This is a genomic window from Bacillus sp. 007/AIA-02/001 (assembly GCF_004634455.1).
Taxonomy (GTDB): domain Bacteria; phylum Bacillota; class Bacilli; order Bacillales; family Bacillaceae_G; genus Bacillus_A; species Bacillus_A cereus.
In genome coordinates, this window is the sequence record NZ_SEIY01000010.1 from 1 (window position 1) to 21243 (window position 21243).

Here is a 21243-nt window from a genome sequence, read left to right on the forward strand (position 1 = left end):
TCGAGGTGGAAGCATGGTGACATGTGGAGCTGACGAATACTAATAGATCGAGGACTTAACCATATAATATGTAGCAAATGTTATCTAGTTTTGAAGGAATATGCCTTCATAGTTTGGTGATGATGGCAGAGAGGTCACACCCGTTCCCATACCGAACACGGAAGTTAAGCTCTCTAGCGCCGATGGTAGTTGGGACCTTGTCCCTGTGAGAGTAGGACGTCGCCAAGCAAAAACCTAAGTCGTTTCGACTTAGGTTTTTTTGTGTTTATTTTTATTTACCGAAGGCTATAATCCATAAATTTAATAAAGCTAAAGACGAAAAAAGAATGAAATAGAGACTGTTTAAAATAATAGCAATGATTTTTTGTGTTCCTGATTTTCCTAATGTCGCTAAAGTAATACTTAAAATAGGACAAATTATTACTATCATAAGTATATATTTTAAATAATGAGATGCTATAAATAAGTATTTAATAATTACAGAAATTACTGCAATAGAGAAAAATAAATAGGATAATAGCATAGTTCTTTCTTTAACAGTTATCCTCCTTAGAAATTAAATCGTTATAATAATACAAGAGTGTATATATATTGATTTAAAACATACTGAAGTGCCATTTAAACGATTATACGTAAAATAGATCTCTAGAAATATATATTCTAATTCCCTTTTCTTCTTGCATATAGTTGCAATTCTTCTTTTGAATATAACTAAAACACGAACGTTATTGACTACTAATAAAAAAACATTCGATTATTTATTGACATTGTTTATGAAATATTGTTAATATAACCATAGAAACAATAATATAAGACCTCATATAATCGCGGGGATATGGCCTGCAAGTCTCTACCTAACGACCGTTATTCGTTAGACTATGAGGGAAAGTCACTCGGTATTTTTCTATTCACAAGGGATACGTATGCCTGAGTAGAGCGCTTTCTCTCATAGTAAAAGAGAAACTGTTCTATTTCAGGCTTTTTTTATTTGAATCGGGGGGATTCTAATATGAAATCACTAGTTGGAGTCATAATGGGAAGCACGTCAGACTGGGAAACAATGAAATATGCTTGTGATATTTTAGATGAATTAAATATACCGTATGAGAAAAAAGTTGTATCCGCTCATCGGACTCCGGATTATATGTTTGAATATGCAGAGACGGCTCGTGAACGTGGATTGAAAGTTATTATTGCTGGAGCTGGTGGAGCAGCACATTTACCAGGAATGGTTGCAGCGAAGACAAATCTTCCTGTAATTGGAGTTCCAGTTCAATCAAAAGCATTAAACGGCTTAGATTCATTATTATCCATCGTCCAAATGCCAGGAGGTGTTCCAGTTGCAACTGTTGCAATTGGTAAAGCCGGTTCAACGAATGCTGGATTACTTGCCGCACAAATACTTGGATCATTCCATGATGATATACATGATGCATTAGAATTGAGACGAGAAGCGATTGAAAAAGATGTGCGTGAAGGTAGTGAGCTAGTATGACGAGGATCATTTTACCTGGAAAAACAATCGGTATTATTGGAGGCGGCCAGCTAGGAAGAATGATGGCATTGGCAGCTAAGGAAATGGGATATAAAATTGCTGTTTTAGATCCTACAAAGCATTCACCATGTGCACAAGTTGCTGATATTGAAATTGTTGCACCATATGATGATTTAAAAGCAATTCAGCATTTAGCAGAGATAAGTGATGTTGTCACATATGAATTTGAGAATATTGATTATAGATGTTTACAATGGCTTGAAAAACATGCGTACTTACCACAAGGTAGTCAGTTGTTAAATACAACGCAAAATCGTTTTACAGAAAAGAATGCGATTGAGAAGGCTGGGTTACCAGTAGCAACGTATAGATTAGTTCAAAATCAAGATCAGCTTACAGAAGCAATTGCTGAGTTATCATTCCCTTCCGTCTTAAAAACGACGACAGGTGGATATGATGGGAAAGGACAAGTTGTTTTAAGAAGTGAAGCTGATGTTGAGACAGCAAGAAATCTTGTGGATAAAGCAGAATGTATTTTAGAGAAATGGGTGCCTTTTGAAAAAGAAGTATCAGTTATTGTGATTCGTAGTGTAAGTGGTGAAACAAAAGTGTTTCCAGTAGCAGAAAATATTCATGTAAATAACATTTTACATGAATCTATCGTTCCAGCTCGCATTACAGAAGAGCTTTCTCAAAAAGCAATTGCTTATGCAAAGGTACTTGCGGATGAATTAGAACTTGTGGGAACACTAGCTGTAGAGATGTTTGCTACAGATAATGGTGAGATTTATATTAATGAATTAGCGCCAAGACCTCACAATTCAGGACACTATACACAGGATGCATGTGAGACGAGTCAATTTGGTCAACATATTCGAGCAATCTGTAATTTACCTCTAGGAGAAACAAATTTGTTAAAACCAGTTGTCATGGTAAACATTTTAGGCGAACATATAGAAGGGGTCCTAAGACAAGTGAATAGATTAACCGGGTGCTATTTACACTTGTATGGAAAAGAAGAAGCAAAAGCACAGCGAAAAATGGGGCATGTTAATATTTTAAATGATAATATTGAAGTCGCTCTAGAAAAAGCGAAGAGTTTGCATATTTGGGACCATCAAGAACAACTGTTGGAGGGAAAAAGATGATTAGTCGTTATACACGCCCAGAAATGGGTGCAATTTGGACGGAAGAGAACAAATTTAAAGCATGGTTAGAAGTTGAGATTTTAGCTTGTGAAGCATGGGCTGAGCTTGGCGATATTCCAAAAGAAGATGTTAAGAAAATTCGTGAGCATGCATCATTTGATATTGATCGTATTTATGAAATTGAAAAAGAAACACGTCATGACGTAGTTGCATTCACTCGTGCTGTATCCGAAACGCCAGCATTAGGTGAGGAACGTAAATGGGTTCATTACGGTTTAACATCTACAGACGTAGTAGATACAGCGTTATCTTACATTTTAAAACAAGCGAATGAAATCATATTAAAAGACTTAGAAAACTTTGTAAGCATTTTAGCTAACAAAGCGAAAGAGCATAAATACACAATCATGATGGGAAGAACACATGGTGTTCATGCAGAACCAACAACATTTGGTTTAAAACTTGGTCTTTGGTATGAAGAAATGAAACGTAACGTAGAGCGTTTCAAACAAGCTGCTGATACAGTTCGTGTTGGTAAACTATCTGGTGCGGTTGGTACATATGCAAATATCGATCCATTCGTAGAAAAATATGTTTGTGAAAACTTAGGATTAGAAGCAGCACCAATTTCAACACAAACATTGCAACGTGATCGTCACGCACACTACATGTCAACACTTGCACTAATTGCAACATCTATCGAAAAGATGGCAGTTGAGATTCGTGGTTTACAAAAGAGTGAAACACGTGAAGTTGAAGAAGCTTTCGCAAAAGGTCAAAAAGGTTCTTCTGCAATGCCACATAAACGTAATCCAATTGGTTCTGAAAATATGACTGGTTTAGCTCGTGTTATCCGCGGTTATATGATGACAGCTTACGAAAATGTTCCATTATGGCATGAGCGTGACATTTCTCACTCTTCGGCAGAACGTGTAATTTTACCAGATGCTACAATCGCATTAAATTACATGTTAAATCGCTTTGGTAATATCGTTAAAAACTTAACTGTATACCCAGAGAATATGAAACGCAATATGACAAGAACATACGGCTTAATTTATTCTCAGCGCGTAATGCTTACACTAATCGACAAAGGTATGGTACGTGAAGAAGCTTATGATATCGTACAGCCTAAAGCGATGGAAGCTTGGGAAACACAAGTACAATTTAAAGAGCTTGTAGAAGCTGATGAGCGTATTACAAGCAAGTTAACACAAGAAGAAATTAATGAATGCTTCAACTATGAGCATCATATGCAACACGTTGATACAATCTTTGAACGCCTTGGATTAAACGAAGCGTAAAATTTCATATGGCACAGAATAGAGTCATTCTGTGCCATTCTTTATAAAAACATTATTCACATTTTTCAAACTACAGGGGGCTTGCGAAATGCAAAAGCTAGAATTGCTGTATGAAGGTAAGGCAAAAAGAATTTATCGTACAGAATCAGCAGATATGGTTTGGGTAGAGTACAAAGATAGTGCGACTGCTTTCAATGGGGAGAAAAAAGAGACGATTACAGGAAAAGGTCGTTTGAACAATGAAATTACAACTTTATTGTTCAGAAAGTTACAAGAAGTGGGAATTAAAACACATTTTGTTGAGAAGTTATCTGAAACAGAACAACTTGTTAAAAAAGTGAGTATTATTCCTTTAGAAGTTGTCACAAGAAATGTAATTGCAGGAAGTCTTTCAAAACGATTAGGAATGGAAGAGGGAACTGTACTTGCAGAACCAATCGTAGAATTTTACTTCAAAGATGATGATTTAGGAGATCCGCTTGTAACGGAAGATCATATTCGTGTATTAAACGTTGCATCACCAGAGCAAGTAAGTGTATTACGAGATATGGCTCTACAAATCAATCAAGTGTTGATTGATCATTTCGCAAGCTGTCGTGTAAGATTAGTAGATTTCAAATTAGAGTTTGGTGTAACGGAAGAAGGAGAAATCATTTTAGCGGATGAAATTTCACCGGATACTTGCCGTTTATGGGATGAAACGAGCAATGAAAAGTTTGATAAAGACGTATTCCGTCGCGATCTTGGAAATTTAACAGATGCTTATGAAGAGATTTTAAAACGTTTAGGGGGAATTTCACATGTATAAAGTTAAGGTATATGTAACATTAAGAGAAAGCGTATTAGATCCACAAGGAACAGCAGTAAAAGGAGCACTTCATAGTCTTTCATTCACAGAAGTACAAGATGTTCGAATCGGAAAGTACATGGAACTAACAATTGATAAATCTGTATCTGATTTAGATAGCAAGGTAAAGGAAATGTGTGAAAAACTATTAGCGAATGTTGTAATGGAAGACTTCCGTTATGAAGTTGAGGAGGTTGTCGCACAGTGAAATTTGCCGTAATAGTATTTCCGGGTTCGAACTGTGATGTCGATATGTTCCATGCAATTAAAGATGAGCTTGGCGAAGAAGTAGATTACGTTTGGCACGATACAGAGAATTTAGATGAATATGATGCAATTCTACTACCAGGTGGATTTTCTTATGGTGACTACTTACGCTGCGGTGCTATCTCTCGCTTTGCTAATGCAATGAAAGCAGTGCAAAAAGCTGCTGAGCAAGGAAAGCCGATTTTAGGTGTATGTAATGGATTCCAGATTCTTGTTGAATCAGGATTACTACCAGGAGCGTTAATGAGAAACGAAAACTTAAAATTTATGTGTCGCACTGTTCAGTTGCGTGTTGAAAATAATGAAACGATGTTTACATCACAATATGGAAAAGATGAAGTAATTAATATTCCAATCGCGCATGGTGAGGGGAATTACTATTGTGATGAAGCGACGCTTAAACAATTAGAAGAGAACAATCAAATCGCATTCCGTTACGTAGAAAACCCTAACGGTAGCGTTTCAGATATTGCTGGTATTGTAAATGAAAAAGGAAATGTACTTGGTATGATGCCACACCCAGAGCGTGCTGTAGATGAATTACTTGGTGGTGCTGAAGGGTTAAAAGTCTTTCAATCTATCTTAAAACAGTGGAGGGAAACATATGTCGTTAATGCTTGAACCAAATCCAACACAAATTAAAGAAGAGCGTATATATGCGGAAATGGGGCTAACAGACGAAGAGTTTGCCATGGTTGAAAAGATTTTAGGTCGTCTGCCAAATTATACAGAAACAGGGTTATTCTCTGTAATGTGGTCTGAACATTGTAGTTATAAAAATTCGAAACCAGTTCTTCGTAAGTTTCCAACGACAGGTGAGCGCGTTCTGCAAGGACCTGGAGAAGGTGCTGGAATTGTAGATATCGGTGATAATCAAGCAGTTGTATTTAAAATGGAAAGTCATAACCATCCTTCAGCTATTGAACCATATCAAGGAGCTGCAACAGGTGTTGGTGGTATTATTCGTGACGTATTCTCTATGGGAGCACGTCCGGTAGCTCTATTAAACTCACTTCGTTTCGGTGAATTACAGTCACCACGTGTGAAATATTTATTCGAAGAAGTAGTAGCAGGAATTGCAGGATACGGTAACTGCATCGGTATTCCGACTGTTGGCGGCGAAGTACAATTTGATCCATGTTATGAAGGAAACCCACTTGTAAATGCAATGTGCGTAGGTTTGATTAACCACGAAGACATTAAAAAAGGGCAAGCGCATGGTGCTGGTAACACAGTAATGTACGTAGGAGCATCAACTGGTCGTGACGGTATTCACGGTGCAACATTCGCGTCGGAAGAACTATCTGAAAGCTCAGAAGCGAAACGTCCAGCGGTTCAAGTAGGGGACCCATTTATGGAAAAACTTCTTATTGAAGCATGTTTAGAATTAATTCAATCTGATGCACTTGTTGGAATTCAAGATATGGGTGCGGCTGGTTTAACATCATCATCTGCAGAAATGGCAAGTAAAGCAGGAATGGGTATTGAAATGTACTTAGATGATGTACCACAGCGTGAAACAGGAATGACACCATATGAAATGATGCTATCTGAATCACAAGAGCGTATGTTAATTGTCGTGAAAAAAGGTAGAGAACAAGAAATAGTAGATTTATTTGAGAAGTATGGTCTTGCAGCGGTTACGATGGGGAAAGTAACGGAAGATAAAATGCTTCGTTTATTCCATAAAGGTGAAAAGGTAGCTGAAGTTCCAGCAGATGCTTTAGCAGAAGAAGCACCAATTTATCATAAGCCATCAAAAGAAGCAGCATACTTTGCTGAATTCCAAGCAATGAAAATGGAAACGCCAAAAGTAGAAAATTATAAAGACGCGTTATTTGCTTTATTACAGCAACCAACAATTGCAAGTAAAGAGTGGGTATACGATCAATACGATTACCAGGTTCGCACAAGCACAGTTGTTACGCCAGGTTCAGATGCTGCAGTTGTACGTGTACGCGGTACAGAAAAAGGATTAGCAATGACGACAGATTGTAACTCTCGCTACATTTATCTAGACCCAGAGATGGGCGGTAAAATTGCAGTAGCAGAGGCAGCGCGTAATATCGTATGTTCTGGCGGAGAGCCACTTGCAATTACAGATTGCTTAAACTTCGGTAACCCAGAAAAACCAGAAATCTTCTGGCAGATTGAGAAATCAGTAGACGGTATGAGTGAAGCTTGTCGCACATTACAAACACCAGTTATCGGCGGAAACGTATCGATGTATAACGAGCGTAGTGGTGAAGCTGTATATCCAACACCAACTGTTGGGATGGTCGGACTTGTGCATGACTTAAAACATGTAACAACACAAGAGTTTAAGCAAGCTGGTGATTTAGTGTATGTAATTGGTGAGACGAAAGCTGAGTTTGGCGGAAGTGAATTACAGAAAATGATTCACGGCAAAATTTTCGGTCAATCACCAAGTATCGATTTAGATGTAGAATTAAAACGCCAAAAACAAGTATTAGAAGCAATTCAAGCTGGTCTTGTTCAATCTGCACATGATGTTGCTGAAGGTGGTTTAGCAGTTGCGATTTCAGAAAGTGCAATTGGTGCTAAAGGCTTAGGTGCTACTGTGAAATTAGATGGAGAAGCAACAGCAGCATTATTCGCTGAATCACAGTCTCGCTTCGTGATAACTGTAAAACGTGAAAATAAAGAGGCGTTTGAGAAAGCAGTAGAAGCAATCCAAGTTGGAGAAGTAACAAGTACAAATGAAGTAACAATTCATAATGAAGAAAATGAAGTATTACTTACAGCAAATGTAGATGAAATGAGAAAGGCTTGGAAAGGGGCAATCCCATGCTTGCTGAAATAAAGGGGTTAAACGAAGAATGTGGCGTTTTCGGAATTTGGGGGCATGAAAATGCAGCACAAGTTTCATACTACGGATTGCACAGTTTACAGCACCGTGGGCAAGAAGGCGCAGGCATTGTCGTAAATAATGGGGAAAAAATCGTCGGTCACAAGGGGTTAGGTTTAATATCAGAAGTGTTTTCAAGAGGTGAGCTAGAAGGATTAAATGGAAAATCAGCAATCGGACATGTACGATATGCAACAGCTGGTGGAAGTGAAGTTGCTAACGTTCAACCATTGTTGTTCCGTTTTTCCGATCATAGTATGGCGTTAGCTCATAACGGAAATTTAATTAACGCAAAAATGCTTCGTCGTGAATTAGAAGCAGAGGGCAGTATTTTTCAAACTAGTTCAGATACAGAAGTACTTTTACATCTTATTAAACGTAGCACGAAAGATTCTTTAATTGAAAGTGTAAAAGAGGCTTTAAATAAAGTGAAAGGTGCGTTTGCGTATCTTTTACTAACTGGAAATGAAATGATCGTTGCATTAGATCCGAATGGGTTCCGTCCGCTTTCAATTGGAAAGATGGGGGATGCTTACGTTGTAGCGTCAGAAACATGTGCTTTTGATGTAGTAGGTGCAACATACATTCGTGATGTAGAACCGGGTGAATTACTTATCATTAATGATGAAGGAATTCACGTAGATCGTTTCACAAACGATGTAGAACATGCAATTTGTAGTATGGAATATATTTACTTTGCACGACCAGATTCTAATATTGCAGGCGTTAATGTTCATGCAGCACGTAAGAATATGGGGAAACGTTTAGCGGCAGAAGCTCCTATTGAAGCAGATGTTGTTACTGGTGTACCAGACTCTAGTATTTCAGCTGCGATTGGCTATGCGGAGGCGACAGGTATTCCATATGAGTTAGGATTAATTAAAAATCGTTACGTTGGACGTACGTTTATTCAACCTTCTCAAGAACTGCGCGAGCAAGGGGTTAAGATGAAGCTTTCCGCAGTAAGAGGTGTAGTTGAAGGGAAACGAGTTGTTATGATTGATGACTCTATCGTAAGAGGAACGACAAGTAAACGAATTGTTCGTATGCTTCGTGAGGCTGGAGCGACAGAAGTTCACGTAAGAATTGCTTCACCACCTCTGAAATATCCATGTTTCTATGGCATTGATATTCAAACGAGAAAAGAATTAATTGCAGCAAATCATACAGTAGAAGAAATCCGTGAAATGATCGGAGCAGATTCTTTAACATTTTTAAGTGAAGATGGATTAGTAGATGCAATTGGACGTCCATATGAAGGGAAATATGGCGGCCTATGCATGGCTTACTTTAATGGGGACTATCCAACAGCTCTTTATGATTATGAGCAAGAGCTTTTAGAAAGCATGAAATAAGAAAAGTGAGAAAAGCTTCTACTTCTTTTGATGTAGGAGCTAGATCCTTTCTTAAAATAGCCCGCCCTGGATGGGGAGAAATTAAAAGACGAGGTGTAAATAACGATGGCGAATGCATATAAGCAAGCAGGAGTAGATATTGAAGCTGGATATGAAGCGGTATCTCGCATGAAAAAACACGTACAAACAACTATGAGAAAAGAAGTACTAGGCGGTTTAGGCGGTTTTGGAGGTATGTTTGATCTATCAAAATTTGCATTAGAAGAACCTGTATTAGTATCTGGAACAGATGGCGTGGGAACGAAATTGATGCTCGCTTTTATGGCAGATAAACATGACACAATTGGTATTGATGCAGTAGCAATGTGTGTAAATGATATTGTTGTCCAAGGAGCAGAGCCGCTTTTCTTCCTTGATTATATTGCTTGTGGTAAAGCTGAACCTAGTAAAATTGAAAACATCGTCAAAGGTATATCAGAGGGCTGTCGCCAAGCTGGTTGTGCATTAATCGGTGGAGAAACAGCTGAAATGCCAGGAATGTATTCTACGGAAGAATATGATTTAGCTGGTTTTACAGTTGGGATTGTTGATAAAAAGAAAATTGTAACAGGTGAAAAGATTGAAGCTGGTCACGTGCTAATTGGCTTAGCATCTAGCGGTATTCATAGCAATGGTTACTCTTTAGTACGAAAAGTGTTATTAGAAGATGGGGAACTATCTTTAGAGCGTATTTATGGCCGCTTAGAACTACCTCTTGGTGAAGAATTATTAAAACCAACGAAAATTTATGTCAAACCTATTTTAGAACTATTGAAGAAACATGAAGTATACGGTATGGCGCATATTACAGGTGGTGGATTTATTGAAAATATTCCACGCATGTTGCCAGAAGGAATCGGTGCTGAGATTGAACTAGGATCTTGGGAAATTCAGCCGATCTTTAGTTTGCTTCAAGAAGTTGGAAAACTGGAAGAGAAAGAAATGTTCAATATTTTTAACATGGGTATTGGTATGGTAGTAGCAGTGAAGGAAGAAGATGCAAAAGATGTTGTTCGTCTTCTTGAAGAGCAAGGAGAAATGGCTCGTATTATTGGACGTACTATACAAGGAGCTGGCGTTACTTTTAATGGGGGCACAGCACTATGAGTAGATTAGCAGTTTTTGCTTCTGGAAGTGGATCTAACTTTCAATCTCTCGTTAATGCGGTAGAAGAAAAAAGATTGGATGCAGAAATTAGTTTATTAGTATGTGATAAACCAGAAGCACGAGCTGTTGGACGGGCAAATTATCATCATATTCCGTGTTTTGCTTTTTCAGCGAAAGCATATGAGTCAAAAGAAGCGTTTGAAAAAGAGATATTAAAGAAGCTAGAAGAATATGAAATTGATTATGTTATTTTAGCTGGATATATGCGTTTAATCGGGCCGACGTTACTAGAAGCATACGGCGGGAAGATTATTAATATTCATCCATCATTACTACCGAGCTTTCCGGGTAAAGATGCTGTCGGTCAAGCGTTAGAAGCAGGTGTGAAAGTAACTGGAGTAACAATTCATTATGTAGATGCAGGTATGGATACAGGGCCAATTATTGCACAAGAAGCAGTGGTTGTTTCTGAAGGGGATACGAGAGAAAGCTTACAAAAGAAAATTCAACAAGTTGAACATAAATTATACGTAAATACAGTGAATCAAATTGTTCAGTCTGTGAAAGAATCAACTGTTAACTAACATACAACCAGGGGTGAAGGATAAATGAAAAAGCGTGCATTAGTAAGTGTTTCAGATAAAACAGGAGTAGTAGAATTTGTTAAAGGGTTACTAGAACAAGGGATTGAAGTTATTTCAACAGGTGGTACGAAAAAGTTACTAGAAGAAAATGGCTTACAAGTAATCGGCATTTCTGAAGTAACTGGTTTCCCTGAAATTATGGATGGCCGTGTGAAAACATTACATCCAAATATTCATGGTGGTCTATTAGCAGTTCGTGATAATGAAACACATGTAACACAAATGAATGAGTTAGGTATAGAGCCAATTGACTTTGTTGTTGTTAACTTATACCCATTTAAAGAAACAATCGCTAAGCCTGATGTAACATTTGCTGATGCAATTGAAAATATTGATATCGGTGGCCCAACAATGATTCGCTCTGCTGCGAAAAATCATAAATTTGTATCGGTAATTGTAGATCCAGTAGATTATGATATTGTGTTAGCAGAACTGAAAGAGAACGGTGAAGTAGCAGAGGAAACAAAACGTAAACTAGCAGCGAAAGTATTCCGTCATACAGCAGCGTATGATGCGTTAATTTCTAACTACTTAACAGAGCAAATGGGTGAAGAAAGTCCAGAAACATTAACTGTGACATTTGAGAAAAAGCAAGACTTACGCTATGGCGAGAACCCACATCAAAAAGCAACTTTCTATAAAGCGTCATTCGCAGCAACGTCTTCTGTTGCATACGCAGAACAATTACACGGTAAGGAATTATCGTATAACAATATTAATGATGCAGACGCAGCGCTTAGCATCGTAAAAGAATTTACAGAACCAGCAGTAGTAGCAGTAAAGCATATGAATCCATGTGGTGTTGGAGTAGGAACTAATATTCACGAAGCATATACTCGTGCTTATGAAGCAGATCCAGTATCAATCTTCGGCGGTATTATTGCAGCAAATCGTGAAATTGATAAAGCTACAGCAGAAAAGTTACATGAAATTTTCTTAGAAATTGTTATCGCACCTTCGTTCTCGCAAGAAGCTTTAGAAGTGTTGCAAAGTAAGAAGAACTTACGTTTATTAACTATAAATATTGAAAAAGCGACAAGTGCAAGCAAAAAACTAACTTCTGTACAAGGTGGACTTCTTGTTCAAGAGGAAGATACGTTATCATTAGATGAAAGTACAATTTCAATTCCAACGAAACGTGAACCTTCAGAGCAAGAATGGAAAGATTTAAAACTCGCTTGGAAAGTTGTAAAACATGTGAAATCAAACGCAATTATTTTAGCGAAAGATGACATGACAATTGGTGTCGGTGCGGGACAGATGAACCGTGTAGGTTCTGCAAAAATCGCAATTACACAAGCTGGTGAAAAAGCACAAGGTAGCGCGCTTGCATCTGATGCTTTCTTCCCAATGCCAGATACATTAGAAGAAGCAGCAAAAGCAGGAATTACAGCAATCATTCAACCGGGCGGATCAATCCGTGATGAAGATTCTATTAAAGTGGCAGATACTTATGGGATTGCTATGGTGTTCACTGGCGTACGTCATTTCAAACACTAATAGAGGATGTTTAAAAAGTCCGGTTAAGATAACCTTCGCATGTCGTCGTTGCATCGCCAGTGCGGTACTCATGTAGAAAAGCTACACTCCGTGTCCTCCTGGCAAATGCGCCTAGACCTGCTCGGTTCTCTTAATCCTCCTTTTTAAACCTTTATTGATATGGATGTTTAAAAAGTCCGGTCGAGATAACCTTCGCATGTCGTCGTTGCATCGCCAGTGCGGTACTCATGTAGGAAAGCTACACTCCGTGTCCTCCTGGCAAATGCGCCTAGACCTGCTTGGTTCTCTTAATCCTCCTTTTTAAACCTTTATTGATATGGATGTTTAAAAAGTCTGGTCGAGATAACCTTTTATTGATATGAAAAAGCAAACTAGGAGCATAGCTTCTAGTTTGTACTTATTTAATTATTGGGGGATGAAATATGAATGTTTTAGTAATTGGCCGCGGTGGGCGTGAGCATGCTTTAGCTTGGAAGTTTGCACAATCTGAAAAAGTAGAAAAGGTATATGTAGCACCAGGTAATGAAGGTATGAGAGATGTTGCAACACCAGTTGATATTGATGAAAATGATTTTGATGCATTAGTTTTATTTGCAAAAGAGAATAATGTTGAGTTAACTTTCGTTGGACCAGAAATTCCGCTTATGAATGGAATTGTTGATCGTTTTAAAGAAGAGGGACTTCGCGTATTTGGTCCGAATAAAGCGGCTGCTGTTATTGAAGGTAGTAAAGCTTTTACAAAAGAGCTTATGAAAAAGTATGATATTCCAACTGCGGCGTACGAAACTTTTACAGATTATGAAGAAGCAGTACAGTACATTCAAAAAGTTGGTGCACCAATCGTTATTAAAGCTGACGGCCTAGCTGCTGGTAAAGGTGTAACGGTAGCGATGACGCTTGAAGAGGCATTACAAGCTGTGAAAGAAATGCTGCAAGATGTGAAATTCGGCGCGGCAAGTAAGAAGGTCGTTATTGAAGAGTTTTTAGGTGGACAAGAATTTTCATTAATGGCATTCGTGAATGGAACAACTGTACATCCAATGATAATCGCCCAAGATCATAAAAGAGCTTTTGATGGTGATAAAGGACCAAATACGGGCGGAATGGGTGCATATTCTCCAGTACCACAAATTCCAGAATCAGCAGTTCAAGAAGCGATTCAAACCGTATTGCATCCAACTGCTAAGGCGATGATTGAAGAAAACCGTTCGTTTACAGGTATTTTATACGCAGGTCTTATTTTAACAAATGATGGTCCGAAGGTAATTGAATTTAATGCACGCTTCGGTGATCCTGAAACAGAAGTTGTATTACCTCGATTAGAAAACGATTTAGTTGATGTATGTAACGCTGTATTAGATGAAAGTGAACTAACGTTACAATGGTCAGAAGAAGCGGTAATCGGTGTTGTACTTGCTTCTAAAGGATATCCAGAAGCATATAAAAAAGGTGATATTATTAGCGGACTAGATGCACTGCAAGATGTGATTGTTTTCCATGCAGGTACAGCAATGAAACATGGGGACTTTGTAACGAACGGTGGCCGTGTATTATTTGTTGCTTGTAAGGCAAATAGTTTACAAGAAGCAAAAGATAAAGTATATAAAGAAATCGGTAAAATTGAGAGTGATGGTCTATTTTATCGAAGTGATATAGGATATCGTGCAATTGGGCATGAGATGACGAAAAGTTAATATGTAAAAATCCCGCTGAGGAATCAGCGGGATTTTTTATGCATCTTTATCTTTTTTTAATTTCCCTTTTTGCTTTGCCATTTCTCGAAGTAAATACTCGATGTGTGCATTGACGCTACGAAATTCATCATTTGCCCATTTTTCGATGACTGCGTGTAATTCAGGATCAATACGTAATGGAAAGCTTTTCTTTTTAGCCATAATTACTTATAGCCCTTAGTATAGGCTTCCTGTATTAATAACTGGCTGCGCACCTTTATCTGAAACGATGGCAACTAATAAGTTGTTTACCATATTTGCTTTACGCTCGTCATCGAGTTCTAGTACGCCTTCTTCATCTAACATATGGATGGAATCTTTCGCCATCTTCACAGCACCTTCAACAATTTCTTTTCTAGCAGCTAATACTGCTTTTGCTTGCTGGCGTTGTAGCATTGCATGGGCAATTTCTGTTGCGTAAGCTAAGTGCGTTAAACGAGTTTCTAATACTTCTACACCAGCAATTTCAAGACGCGCCTCTAACTCACGTTTTAATTCTTCAGAGATTTCTTCAGTATTTCCGCGTAACGTAACGCAGGTTTCATCTTGGAAATTGTCATAAGGATATTTTGTTGCAACATGGCGGATTGCCGTTTCGCTTTGAATTTCTACAAATCGATCATAATGTTCAACACCAAACATTGCTTTTGCAGAATCAACAACTTTATATACGATAACAGCTGCAATTTCAATTGGATTTCCATCAACGTCATTTACTTTTAATTTTTTACTGTTAAAGTTTTCAACACGTAAAGATACAGTTTGACGGAATGCGAACGGAATCGTTAAAAATAAACCGTTTTGACGAATTGTTCCTAAATAATTACCGAAGAACGTAATAACCTTCGCTTGATTCGGTTGAACAATACCGATACCTGTAGCGAGAACTGCGGCTAATATAATAGTTAGTGCCGCTCCTATGAAAATTTCTTGTGCAAGGAAAAATACACCGATAGCAGCTAAAATCAAAATTCCAATAATACCGAGAAAACCATTTACATAAAATACTTGTTTTTCTTTCATATGATCGCCTCCTGATATAAAAATGATATCACTTTTATATCATTTTAAGCAAGAGGTATGCATCTAATTTTCTGAATTTTATTGGTTGATATCTTTTATATACATTTTAAGGTTCAAAAAGAGAATATACGTTCTGTTTTATGGTAAAATAAAGAAGACTTAACCGCCCACTGCAGCAGCTAAGTCCCTTTGAGAGCATCTTGCATCGTGACAAATGATTCAAAGCGGTTTTGCCAGGATTATATCTTCAATCGCTGACTCAATCTCTTTGTCAGAAGCGTCATAACTTCCTTTTGACTCTGGCTTGTCATGAGTGGAAGTTTGATTCACTTCTTCTTTAGCATGTCCTTTTTCACCAAAATTCATGCTAGGCATTTTAAATGCCCCCATGTTCATGTATTTTCCGAATTTCCACATTTCAACAACAGGGCAGAAACGAACAATTCCTTCTGCAACTTTCATTGCACCAATCCATAGAAAAATGTTAGACCAAGTGCACCACGGCTTGCGTACAAGTTTAGTTGCACTACATCCGAAGAGGACGAGCCCAAGTGTAATTCGAATTAGAGCGTTTATTGTCCCGATATTTTGCTTCATTAGAAAAACACTCCTTTTTATGAAAGTTGAAATAGATAATACTATTTCTTTTATTAGTATCCCGTTTGATTTTTGGGATATGTAATCCAACATTTGACGTGGAAAAAGATGTTGGAATGTGCGTGTGTGTAAGTAACTTTTTTTGTTATAATGAAAGAATGCATAAAAGGAACTTCAAAATTAAATCCTCTAGTTTAAAAAATATGGAAGAGGTAATTCCAAACTTAATTCTCCGTTTTAAACAAATATTTAAGATGAAGTTAAAACAATAATGATGAAAATAAACTGTTATTTTGAACAGAAATATATATAACTAGAGAAAAGGAAGGGTGTTTTCATGTACGATATTTCCGGATGGAAACATGTATTTAAGCTTGATCCAAATAAGGAGTTAAGCGATGAACATTTAGAAATGATTTGTGAGTCTGGAACTGATGCGGTTATTGTAGGCGGAAGTGATGGAGTTACAATTGATAACGTATTACACATGCTAGTTAGCATTCGTAGATATGCAGTTCCTTGTGTATTAGAGGTTTCTGATGTAGAAGCAATTACACCAGGATTTGATTTTTATTACATCCCAAGTGTTTTAAATAGCCGAAAAGTAGAATGGGTAACAGGTGTTCATCATGAGGCATTGAAAGAATTTGGGGATATTATGGACTGGGACGAAATTTTTATGGAAGGGTATTGTGTTTTAAATCCAGAAGCGAAAGTAGCCCAGCTTACAGAAGCGAAATGTGATGTAACAGAAGATGACGTTATTGCATATGCTCGTTTAGCAGACAAGCTATTACGTTTACCGATATTTTATTTAGAATATAGCGGTACGTATGGAGATGTTGAACTTGTTAAAAATGTAAAAGCAGAATTGAAACAAGCTAAGTTATATTATGGCGGTGGTATTTCTAATGCAGAACAGGCGAAAGAAATGGCACAATATGCTGATACAGTAGTTGTTGGAAATATTATTTATGATGATATAAAATCGGCGTTAAAAACAGTTAAAGCAGTAAAAGGAGAGTAGGTGCAGGCGTATATGAGTATGACAGATAAGTTATTAAACGGTTTAAATCCACAGCAACAAAAAGCAGTACAAACAACGAATGGACCACTTCTATTAATGGCAGGTGCAGGTAGTGGTAAGACACGTGTGTTAACACATCGTATTGCGTATTTACTTGGTGAAAAAGGTGTAGCACCATGGAATGTACTAGCTATTACCTTCACAAATAAAGCAGCTCGTGAAATGCGTGAGCGTATTGATACACTTGTGGGACCAGAAGCAGAAGATATTTGGATTTCGACGTTCCACTCTATGTGTGTACGTATTTTACGACGCGATATCGATCGTATTGGTATTAATCGTAACTTTACAATCTTAGATTCAGGTGATCAGCTAACTGTAGTCAAAAAAATTATGAAAGAGCGCAATGTTGATCCGAAGAAATTTGAGCCGCGCTCTATTTTAGCGGGTATTAGTAATGCGAAAAATGAACTGTTATCTGCGGATAAATATGCAAAAAAAATTACAATGGCTGATCCATATGAAAAATTAACGAGCGATGTATACACAGAGTATCAAAAACGTCTTTTGAAAAATAATTCATTAGACTTTGATGATTTAATTATGACGACGATTCAGCTATTTGAACGTGTTCCAGAAGTATTAGAGTTTTATCAGCGTAAGTTCCAATATATTCATGTTGATGAGTATCAAGATACGAACAAAGCGCAATATCTTCTTGTTAAACATTTGGCAGCGCGTTTTAAAAATCTTTGCGTTGTGGGTGACTCTGACCAGTCTATTTATCGCTGGCGTGGTGCAGATATTTCTAACATTTTGTCATTCGAAAAAGACTATGAGAATGCACAAGTAATTCTGTTAGAACAAAACTATCGTTCGTCACAAAATATTTTAAATGCAGCGAATGCTGTTATTGAAAAAAATACGAATCGTAAGCCGAAGAAATTATGGACAGACAACCAAGTTGGAAGTAAAATCTCGTATTATCGTGCTGCAACTGAAAAGGACGAAGCGTATTTTGTTGCAAAAAAAATTCGTGACGATATTCAAATGGGGAAACGAAAATATACTGATTTTGCAGTGCTATATCGTACGAATGCTCAGTCTCGTATGGTCGAGGAGATTTTCCTTAAATCTAACATTCCGTATAAAATTGTCGGGGGTACGAAGTTCTACGATCGTAAAGAGATTAAAGATATTTTGGCGTACTTACGTTTAATCGGTAATCCAGATGATGAAATTAGTTTTGCACGTATTATAAATGTGCCAAAGCGTGGCATTGGTGCGACTTCTATCGATAAAATTATTAATTACGGTGTGCAAAATGGAATTTCATTAACTGCTGTATTTGATGAGATTGAGCATGTTGGAGTAAGTGCAAAAATTACAAAGGCAGTAAAAGAATTCGCGAATTTATTAAATAACTGGGTAAATATGCAAGAGTATTTATCTGTTACAGAATTAGTAGAAGAAGTTATTGAAAAAACAGGCTATCGCGATATGTTAAAAAATGAACGTTCTTTAGAAGCGGAAGGTCGTTTAGAAAACTTAGACGAGTTCTTATCTGTTACGCAAACATTTGAATCTCAAAGCGAAGATAAGAGCCTTGTTGCATTCTTAACAGATTTAGCACTTGTTGCTGATATTGATCGTGTAGATGAAGACCCAACTGCTGGTGAAGAAGTTATTTTAATGACGATGCACTCGGCGAAAGGATTAGAGTTCCCGGTTGTCTTTATTGTTGGCTTAGAGGAAGGGATATTCCCTCATACTCGTTCTCTTATGGAAGAGGATGAAATGCAAGAAGAACGTCGTCTTGCTTATGTAGGTATTACTCGTGCAGAAGAAGAGCTATATTTATCTAACGCGCAAATGCGTACATTATTTGGTAGAACAAGTATGAACGCTGCGTCTCGATTTATTACAGAAATCCCGACAGAACTAGTGGAATCATTAAATGAAACAGCGCCGAAGCGTGAAACATCGTTTGGTACAAAAGGCAGAACGGCAAGTAGCGGCAAAACGACAATCACAACAGCAACACGCTCTCGTTCAGCTTTCGCGCGCCCTGCAGCTAAGACGACAGGCGGCGAACAAATTGGCTGGGCAGTAGGAGATAAAGCTTCCCACCAAAAATGGGGAGTCGGTACAGTTGTAAGTGTAAAAGGTGAAGGTGATGCAAAAGAATTAGATATTGCGTTCCCAAGCCCAATTGGTGTTAAACGTTTGTTAGCAAAATTTGCACCTGTGACGAAACAATAGGAAAGGAATGAGGATATGTCAAAAGAGATAGTAAAAAAACGTATAGAAGAATTACGTGACTTGTTAAATACATTTAACTATCAATATCACGTATTAGACAATCCTTCTGTTTCTGATGCGGAATATGACCGTAATATGCAGGAGCTTATAAAATTAGAAGCAGAGAACCCAGAGTTTATGAGTGAAGATTCTCCCTCCGTTCGCGTTGGGGGGACTGTTCTTGATATATTTGAAAAAGTAACACATAAGTCACCAATGTTAAGTTTAGGAAATGCATTTAACGAAGGAGATTTACGTGATTTCGACAGAAGAGTACGTCAAGGAATTGATGGTGCGAATGTAAGATATATATGTGAATTAAAAATTGACGGGCTTGCCGTTTCGCTTCATTATGAAAAAGGACGCTTCATTCAAGGGGCGACACGTGGTGATGGTGTAACGGGTGAAGATATTACTCAAAATTTAAAAACGATTAAAGCTATCCCACTTCGTTTAAATGAAGAAGTAACGTTAGAAGCAAGAGGCGAAGCTTATATGCCGAAGCGTTCATTCGTTAAACTAAATGAAGAAAAAGAGCAAAATGGAGAAGATGTATTTGCGAATCCGCGTAATGCAGCAGCAGGTTCAATACGTCAACTTGATCCGAAAATTGCAGCGAAGCGTAACTTATCTATGTTTGTGTATGGTCTTGCGAATGTAGAAGAAAAAACAATTTCATCACATAGTGAATCGCTGGATTTCTTAGGTGAACTTGGATTTAAGACAAATCCAAATCGCCGTACATGTGAAACAATTGAAGAAGTTATAGCTTATGTAGAAGAATGGCAAGAAAAACGTCCGCATCTTGATTATGAGATTGATGGAATCGTTATAAAAGTAGATGATGTTGCTCTTCAAGAAAGTCTAGGAACTACAGCGAAGAGTCCAAGGTGGGCGATTGCTTATAAATTTCCGGCTGAAGAAGTTGTAACGAGATTAACAGGCATTGAATTAAGTGTTGGCCGAACAGGGGTTGTAACACCGACTGCAGAACTAGAGCCAGTGAGAGTTGCTGGTACGATTGTTCGTCGTGCTTCTTTACATAACGAAGATTTAATTCGTGAAAAAGACATTCGAATTGGTGACTACGTTGTTGTGAAGAAGGCTGGAGATATTATTCCTGAAGTTGTGAACGTTATTTTTGATAAGCGTACTGGTGAGGAAGAAGAATACCGCATGCCACCTCATTGTCCAGCATGTGAGAGTGAACTTGTTCGTTTAGAAGAAGAAGTAGCACTTCGTTGTATAAATCCAACTTGTCCTGCTCAAATTCGAGAAGGGTTAATCCATTTCGTTTCAAGAAATGCAATGAATATTGATGGACTTGGAGAACGTGTCATTACACAACTCTTTGATGCTGATTACATTCGTACATTTGCTGATTTATATGCATTGACGAAAGAGCAATTATTACAGTTAGAACGTTTTGGTGAAAAATCAGCAACAAACTTAATACAAGCAATTGAAAATTCTAAAGAAAACTCGTTAGAGCGATTATTATTTGGTCTTGGAATTCGCCACGTTGGAGCGAAAGCAGCACGTACATTTGCAGAGCACTTTGAAACGATGGATGAGCTTGTAAAAGCAACGGAAGAAGAACTAAAAGCAATTAATGAAATTGGCGAAAAAATGGCTCAATCTGTTGTGACATATTTTGATAATGAAGATGTATTAGAGTTATTACAGCAGTTTAAAGAGTATGGCGTGAATATGACATACAAAGGTATAAAAATTGCAGATTTACAAAATGTTGAATCTTACTTCGCAGGAAAAACGGTTGTTTTAACAGGTAAGCTAGAAGTTATGGGACGAAGTGAAGCGAAGAAGAAGATTGAGGCATTAGGTGGAAAAGTAACAGGAAGTGTTAGTAAGAGTACGGATTTAGTTGTTGCAGGTGAAGCAGCTGGTTCGAAATTAGCACAAGCGGAGAAACATAATGTTGAGGTTTGGAATGAAGAGAGGTTCTTACAAGAGCTAAATAAGTAAG

The 21243-nt window shown here is 37.7% G+C and carries 19 protein-coding genes, 1 rRNA gene and 1 riboswitch; of the genes, 16 read left to right on the forward strand and 4 right to left on the reverse strand.

Annotated elements, in window-relative coordinates:
- The first annotated feature begins 112 nt into the window (after window positions 1-112).
- Window positions 113-228: ribosomal RNA gene (gene rrf / locus ES895_RS18595) — 5S ribosomal RNA — on the forward strand.
- 43 nt (window positions 229-271) lie between these two features.
- On the opposite strand, the gene ES895_RS29810 is transcribed toward rrf, so the two are convergent.
- The gene (locus ES895_RS29810) at window positions 272-523 is read right to left on the reverse strand and encodes a hypothetical protein (RefSeq protein WP_097842733.1); all 252 of its coding nucleotides are present in this window, start codon (window positions 521-523) and stop codon (window positions 272-274) included.
- 274 nt (window positions 524-797) lie between these two features.
- Window positions 798-899, forward strand: a riboswitch (purine riboswitch).
- A 110-nt stretch (window positions 900-1009) separates the two neighbouring features.
- On the opposite strand from ES895_RS29810, the gene purE reads away from it, so the two are divergent.
- From purE to purD, 12 genes are all read left to right on the forward strand, one after another.
- Window positions 1010-1495 (forward strand): 5-(carboxyamino)imidazole ribonucleotide mutase, encoded by a 486-nt coding sequence (gene purE, locus ES895_RS18605; RefSeq protein WP_000839367.1) that lies wholly within the window; start codon window positions 1010-1012, stop codon window positions 1493-1495.
- Window positions 1492-2643, forward strand: coding sequence for a 5-(carboxyamino)imidazole ribonucleotide synthase (gene purK, locus ES895_RS18610; protein ID WP_000196770.1), 1152 nt, complete (start codon window positions 1492-1494; stop codon window positions 2641-2643). Before purE ends, purK begins: the two co-directional genes overlap by 4 nt.
- Window positions 2640-3947 carry an adenylosuccinate lyase gene (gene purB / locus ES895_RS18615; RefSeq protein ID WP_000625682.1) on the forward strand — a complete coding sequence of 436 codons (1308 nt, stop codon included), beginning with the start codon at window positions 2640-2642 and terminating at the stop codon, window positions 3945-3947. The genes purK and purB overlap by 4 nt, the downstream gene beginning before the upstream one ends.
- A gap of 88 nt (window positions 3948-4035) precedes the next feature.
- Window positions 4036-4755, forward strand: coding sequence for a phosphoribosylaminoimidazolesuccinocarboxamide synthase (gene purC, locus ES895_RS18620; RefSeq protein ID WP_001170544.1), 720 nt, complete (start codon window positions 4036-4038; stop codon window positions 4753-4755).
- Entirely contained in the window at window positions 4748-5002 is a 255-nt protein-coding gene (gene purS / locus ES895_RS18625; RefSeq protein ID WP_000278823.1) for a phosphoribosylformylglycinamidine synthase subunit PurS, read from the forward strand. The genes purC and purS overlap by 8 nt, the downstream gene beginning before the upstream one ends.
- The gene (gene purQ, locus ES895_RS18630; protein WP_000666787.1) at window positions 4999-5682 is read left to right on the forward strand and encodes a phosphoribosylformylglycinamidine synthase subunit PurQ; all 684 of its coding nucleotides are present in this window, start codon (window positions 4999-5001) and stop codon (window positions 5680-5682) included. Before purS ends, purQ begins: the two co-directional genes overlap by 4 nt.
- Complete coding sequence (gene purL, locus ES895_RS18635) at window positions 5666-7885, forward strand: phosphoribosylformylglycinamidine synthase II (RefSeq protein ID WP_000055558.1); 2220 nt, start codon at window positions 5666-5668, stop codon at window positions 7883-7885. Before purQ ends, purL begins: the two co-directional genes overlap by 17 nt.
- The gene (gene purF, locus ES895_RS18640) at window positions 7870-9285 is read left to right on the forward strand and encodes an amidophosphoribosyltransferase (RefSeq protein WP_000879025.1); all 1416 of its coding nucleotides are present in this window, start codon (window positions 7870-7872) and stop codon (window positions 9283-9285) included. The genes purL and purF overlap by 16 nt, the downstream gene beginning before the upstream one ends.
- 105 nt (window positions 9286-9390) lie before the next feature.
- Window positions 9391-10431, forward strand: a complete 1041-nt coding sequence (gene purM, locus ES895_RS18645) for a phosphoribosylformylglycinamidine cyclo-ligase (protein ID WP_001262439.1) — start codon at window positions 9391-9393, stop codon at window positions 10429-10431.
- Entirely contained in the window at window positions 10428-11015 is a 588-nt protein-coding gene (gene purN / locus ES895_RS18650) for a phosphoribosylglycinamide formyltransferase (RefSeq protein ID WP_000088589.1), read from the forward strand. Before purM ends, purN begins: the two co-directional genes overlap by 4 nt.
- Before the next feature lie 24 nt (window positions 11016-11039).
- Window positions 11040-12575 (forward strand): bifunctional phosphoribosylaminoimidazolecarboxamide formyltransferase/IMP cyclohydrolase, encoded by a 1536-nt coding sequence (purH, locus tag ES895_RS18655; protein WP_135238552.1) that lies wholly within the window; start codon window positions 11040-11042, stop codon window positions 12573-12575.
- A gap of 422 nt (window positions 12576-12997) precedes the next feature.
- Window positions 12998-14269 (forward strand): phosphoribosylamine--glycine ligase, encoded by a 1272-nt coding sequence (gene purD / locus ES895_RS18660; RefSeq protein WP_135238553.1) that lies wholly within the window; start codon window positions 12998-13000, stop codon window positions 14267-14269.
- A 36-nt stretch (window positions 14270-14305) separates the two neighbouring features.
- Here purD and ES895_RS18665 read toward each other — a convergent pair whose 3' ends face one another.
- From ES895_RS18665 to ES895_RS18675, 3 genes are all read right to left on the reverse strand, one after another.
- Complete coding sequence (locus tag ES895_RS18665; RefSeq protein ID WP_001085171.1) at window positions 14306-14470, reverse strand: type II toxin-antitoxin system antitoxin; 165 nt, start codon at window positions 14468-14470, stop codon at window positions 14306-14308.
- A gap of 15 nt (window positions 14471-14485) precedes the next feature.
- Window positions 14486-15331 carry an SPFH domain-containing protein gene (locus ES895_RS18670; RefSeq protein WP_000660669.1) on the reverse strand — a complete coding sequence of 282 codons (846 nt, stop codon included), beginning with the start codon at window positions 15329-15331 and terminating at the stop codon, window positions 14486-14488.
- A 219-nt stretch (window positions 15332-15550) separates the two neighbouring features.
- Complete coding sequence (locus ES895_RS18675) at window positions 15551-15928, reverse strand: YgaP family membrane protein (protein WP_000812348.1); 378 nt, start codon at window positions 15926-15928, stop codon at window positions 15551-15553.
- A gap of 337 nt (window positions 15929-16265) precedes the next feature.
- Between ES895_RS18675 and pcrB the strand changes: the two genes are divergently transcribed.
- The 3 genes from pcrB to ligA are packed head-to-tail and all read left to right on the forward strand — an operon-like array spanning window position 16266 to window position 21242.
- A complete protein-coding gene (gene pcrB, locus ES895_RS18685) occupies window positions 16266-16955 on the forward strand; it encodes a heptaprenylglyceryl phosphate synthase (RefSeq protein ID WP_000272103.1) in 690 nt (229 codons plus the stop codon).
- A 12-nt stretch (window positions 16956-16967) separates the two neighbouring features.
- The gene (gene pcrA, locus ES895_RS18690; protein ID WP_002100669.1) at window positions 16968-19217 is read left to right on the forward strand and encodes a DNA helicase PcrA; all 2250 of its coding nucleotides are present in this window, start codon (window positions 16968-16970) and stop codon (window positions 19215-19217) included.
- Window positions 19218-19232: 15 nt separating this feature from the next.
- A complete protein-coding gene (ligA, locus tag ES895_RS18695) occupies window positions 19233-21242 on the forward strand; it encodes an NAD-dependent DNA ligase LigA (RefSeq protein WP_098683002.1) in 2010 nt (669 codons plus the stop codon).
- Window position 21243: the final 1 nt, after the last annotated feature.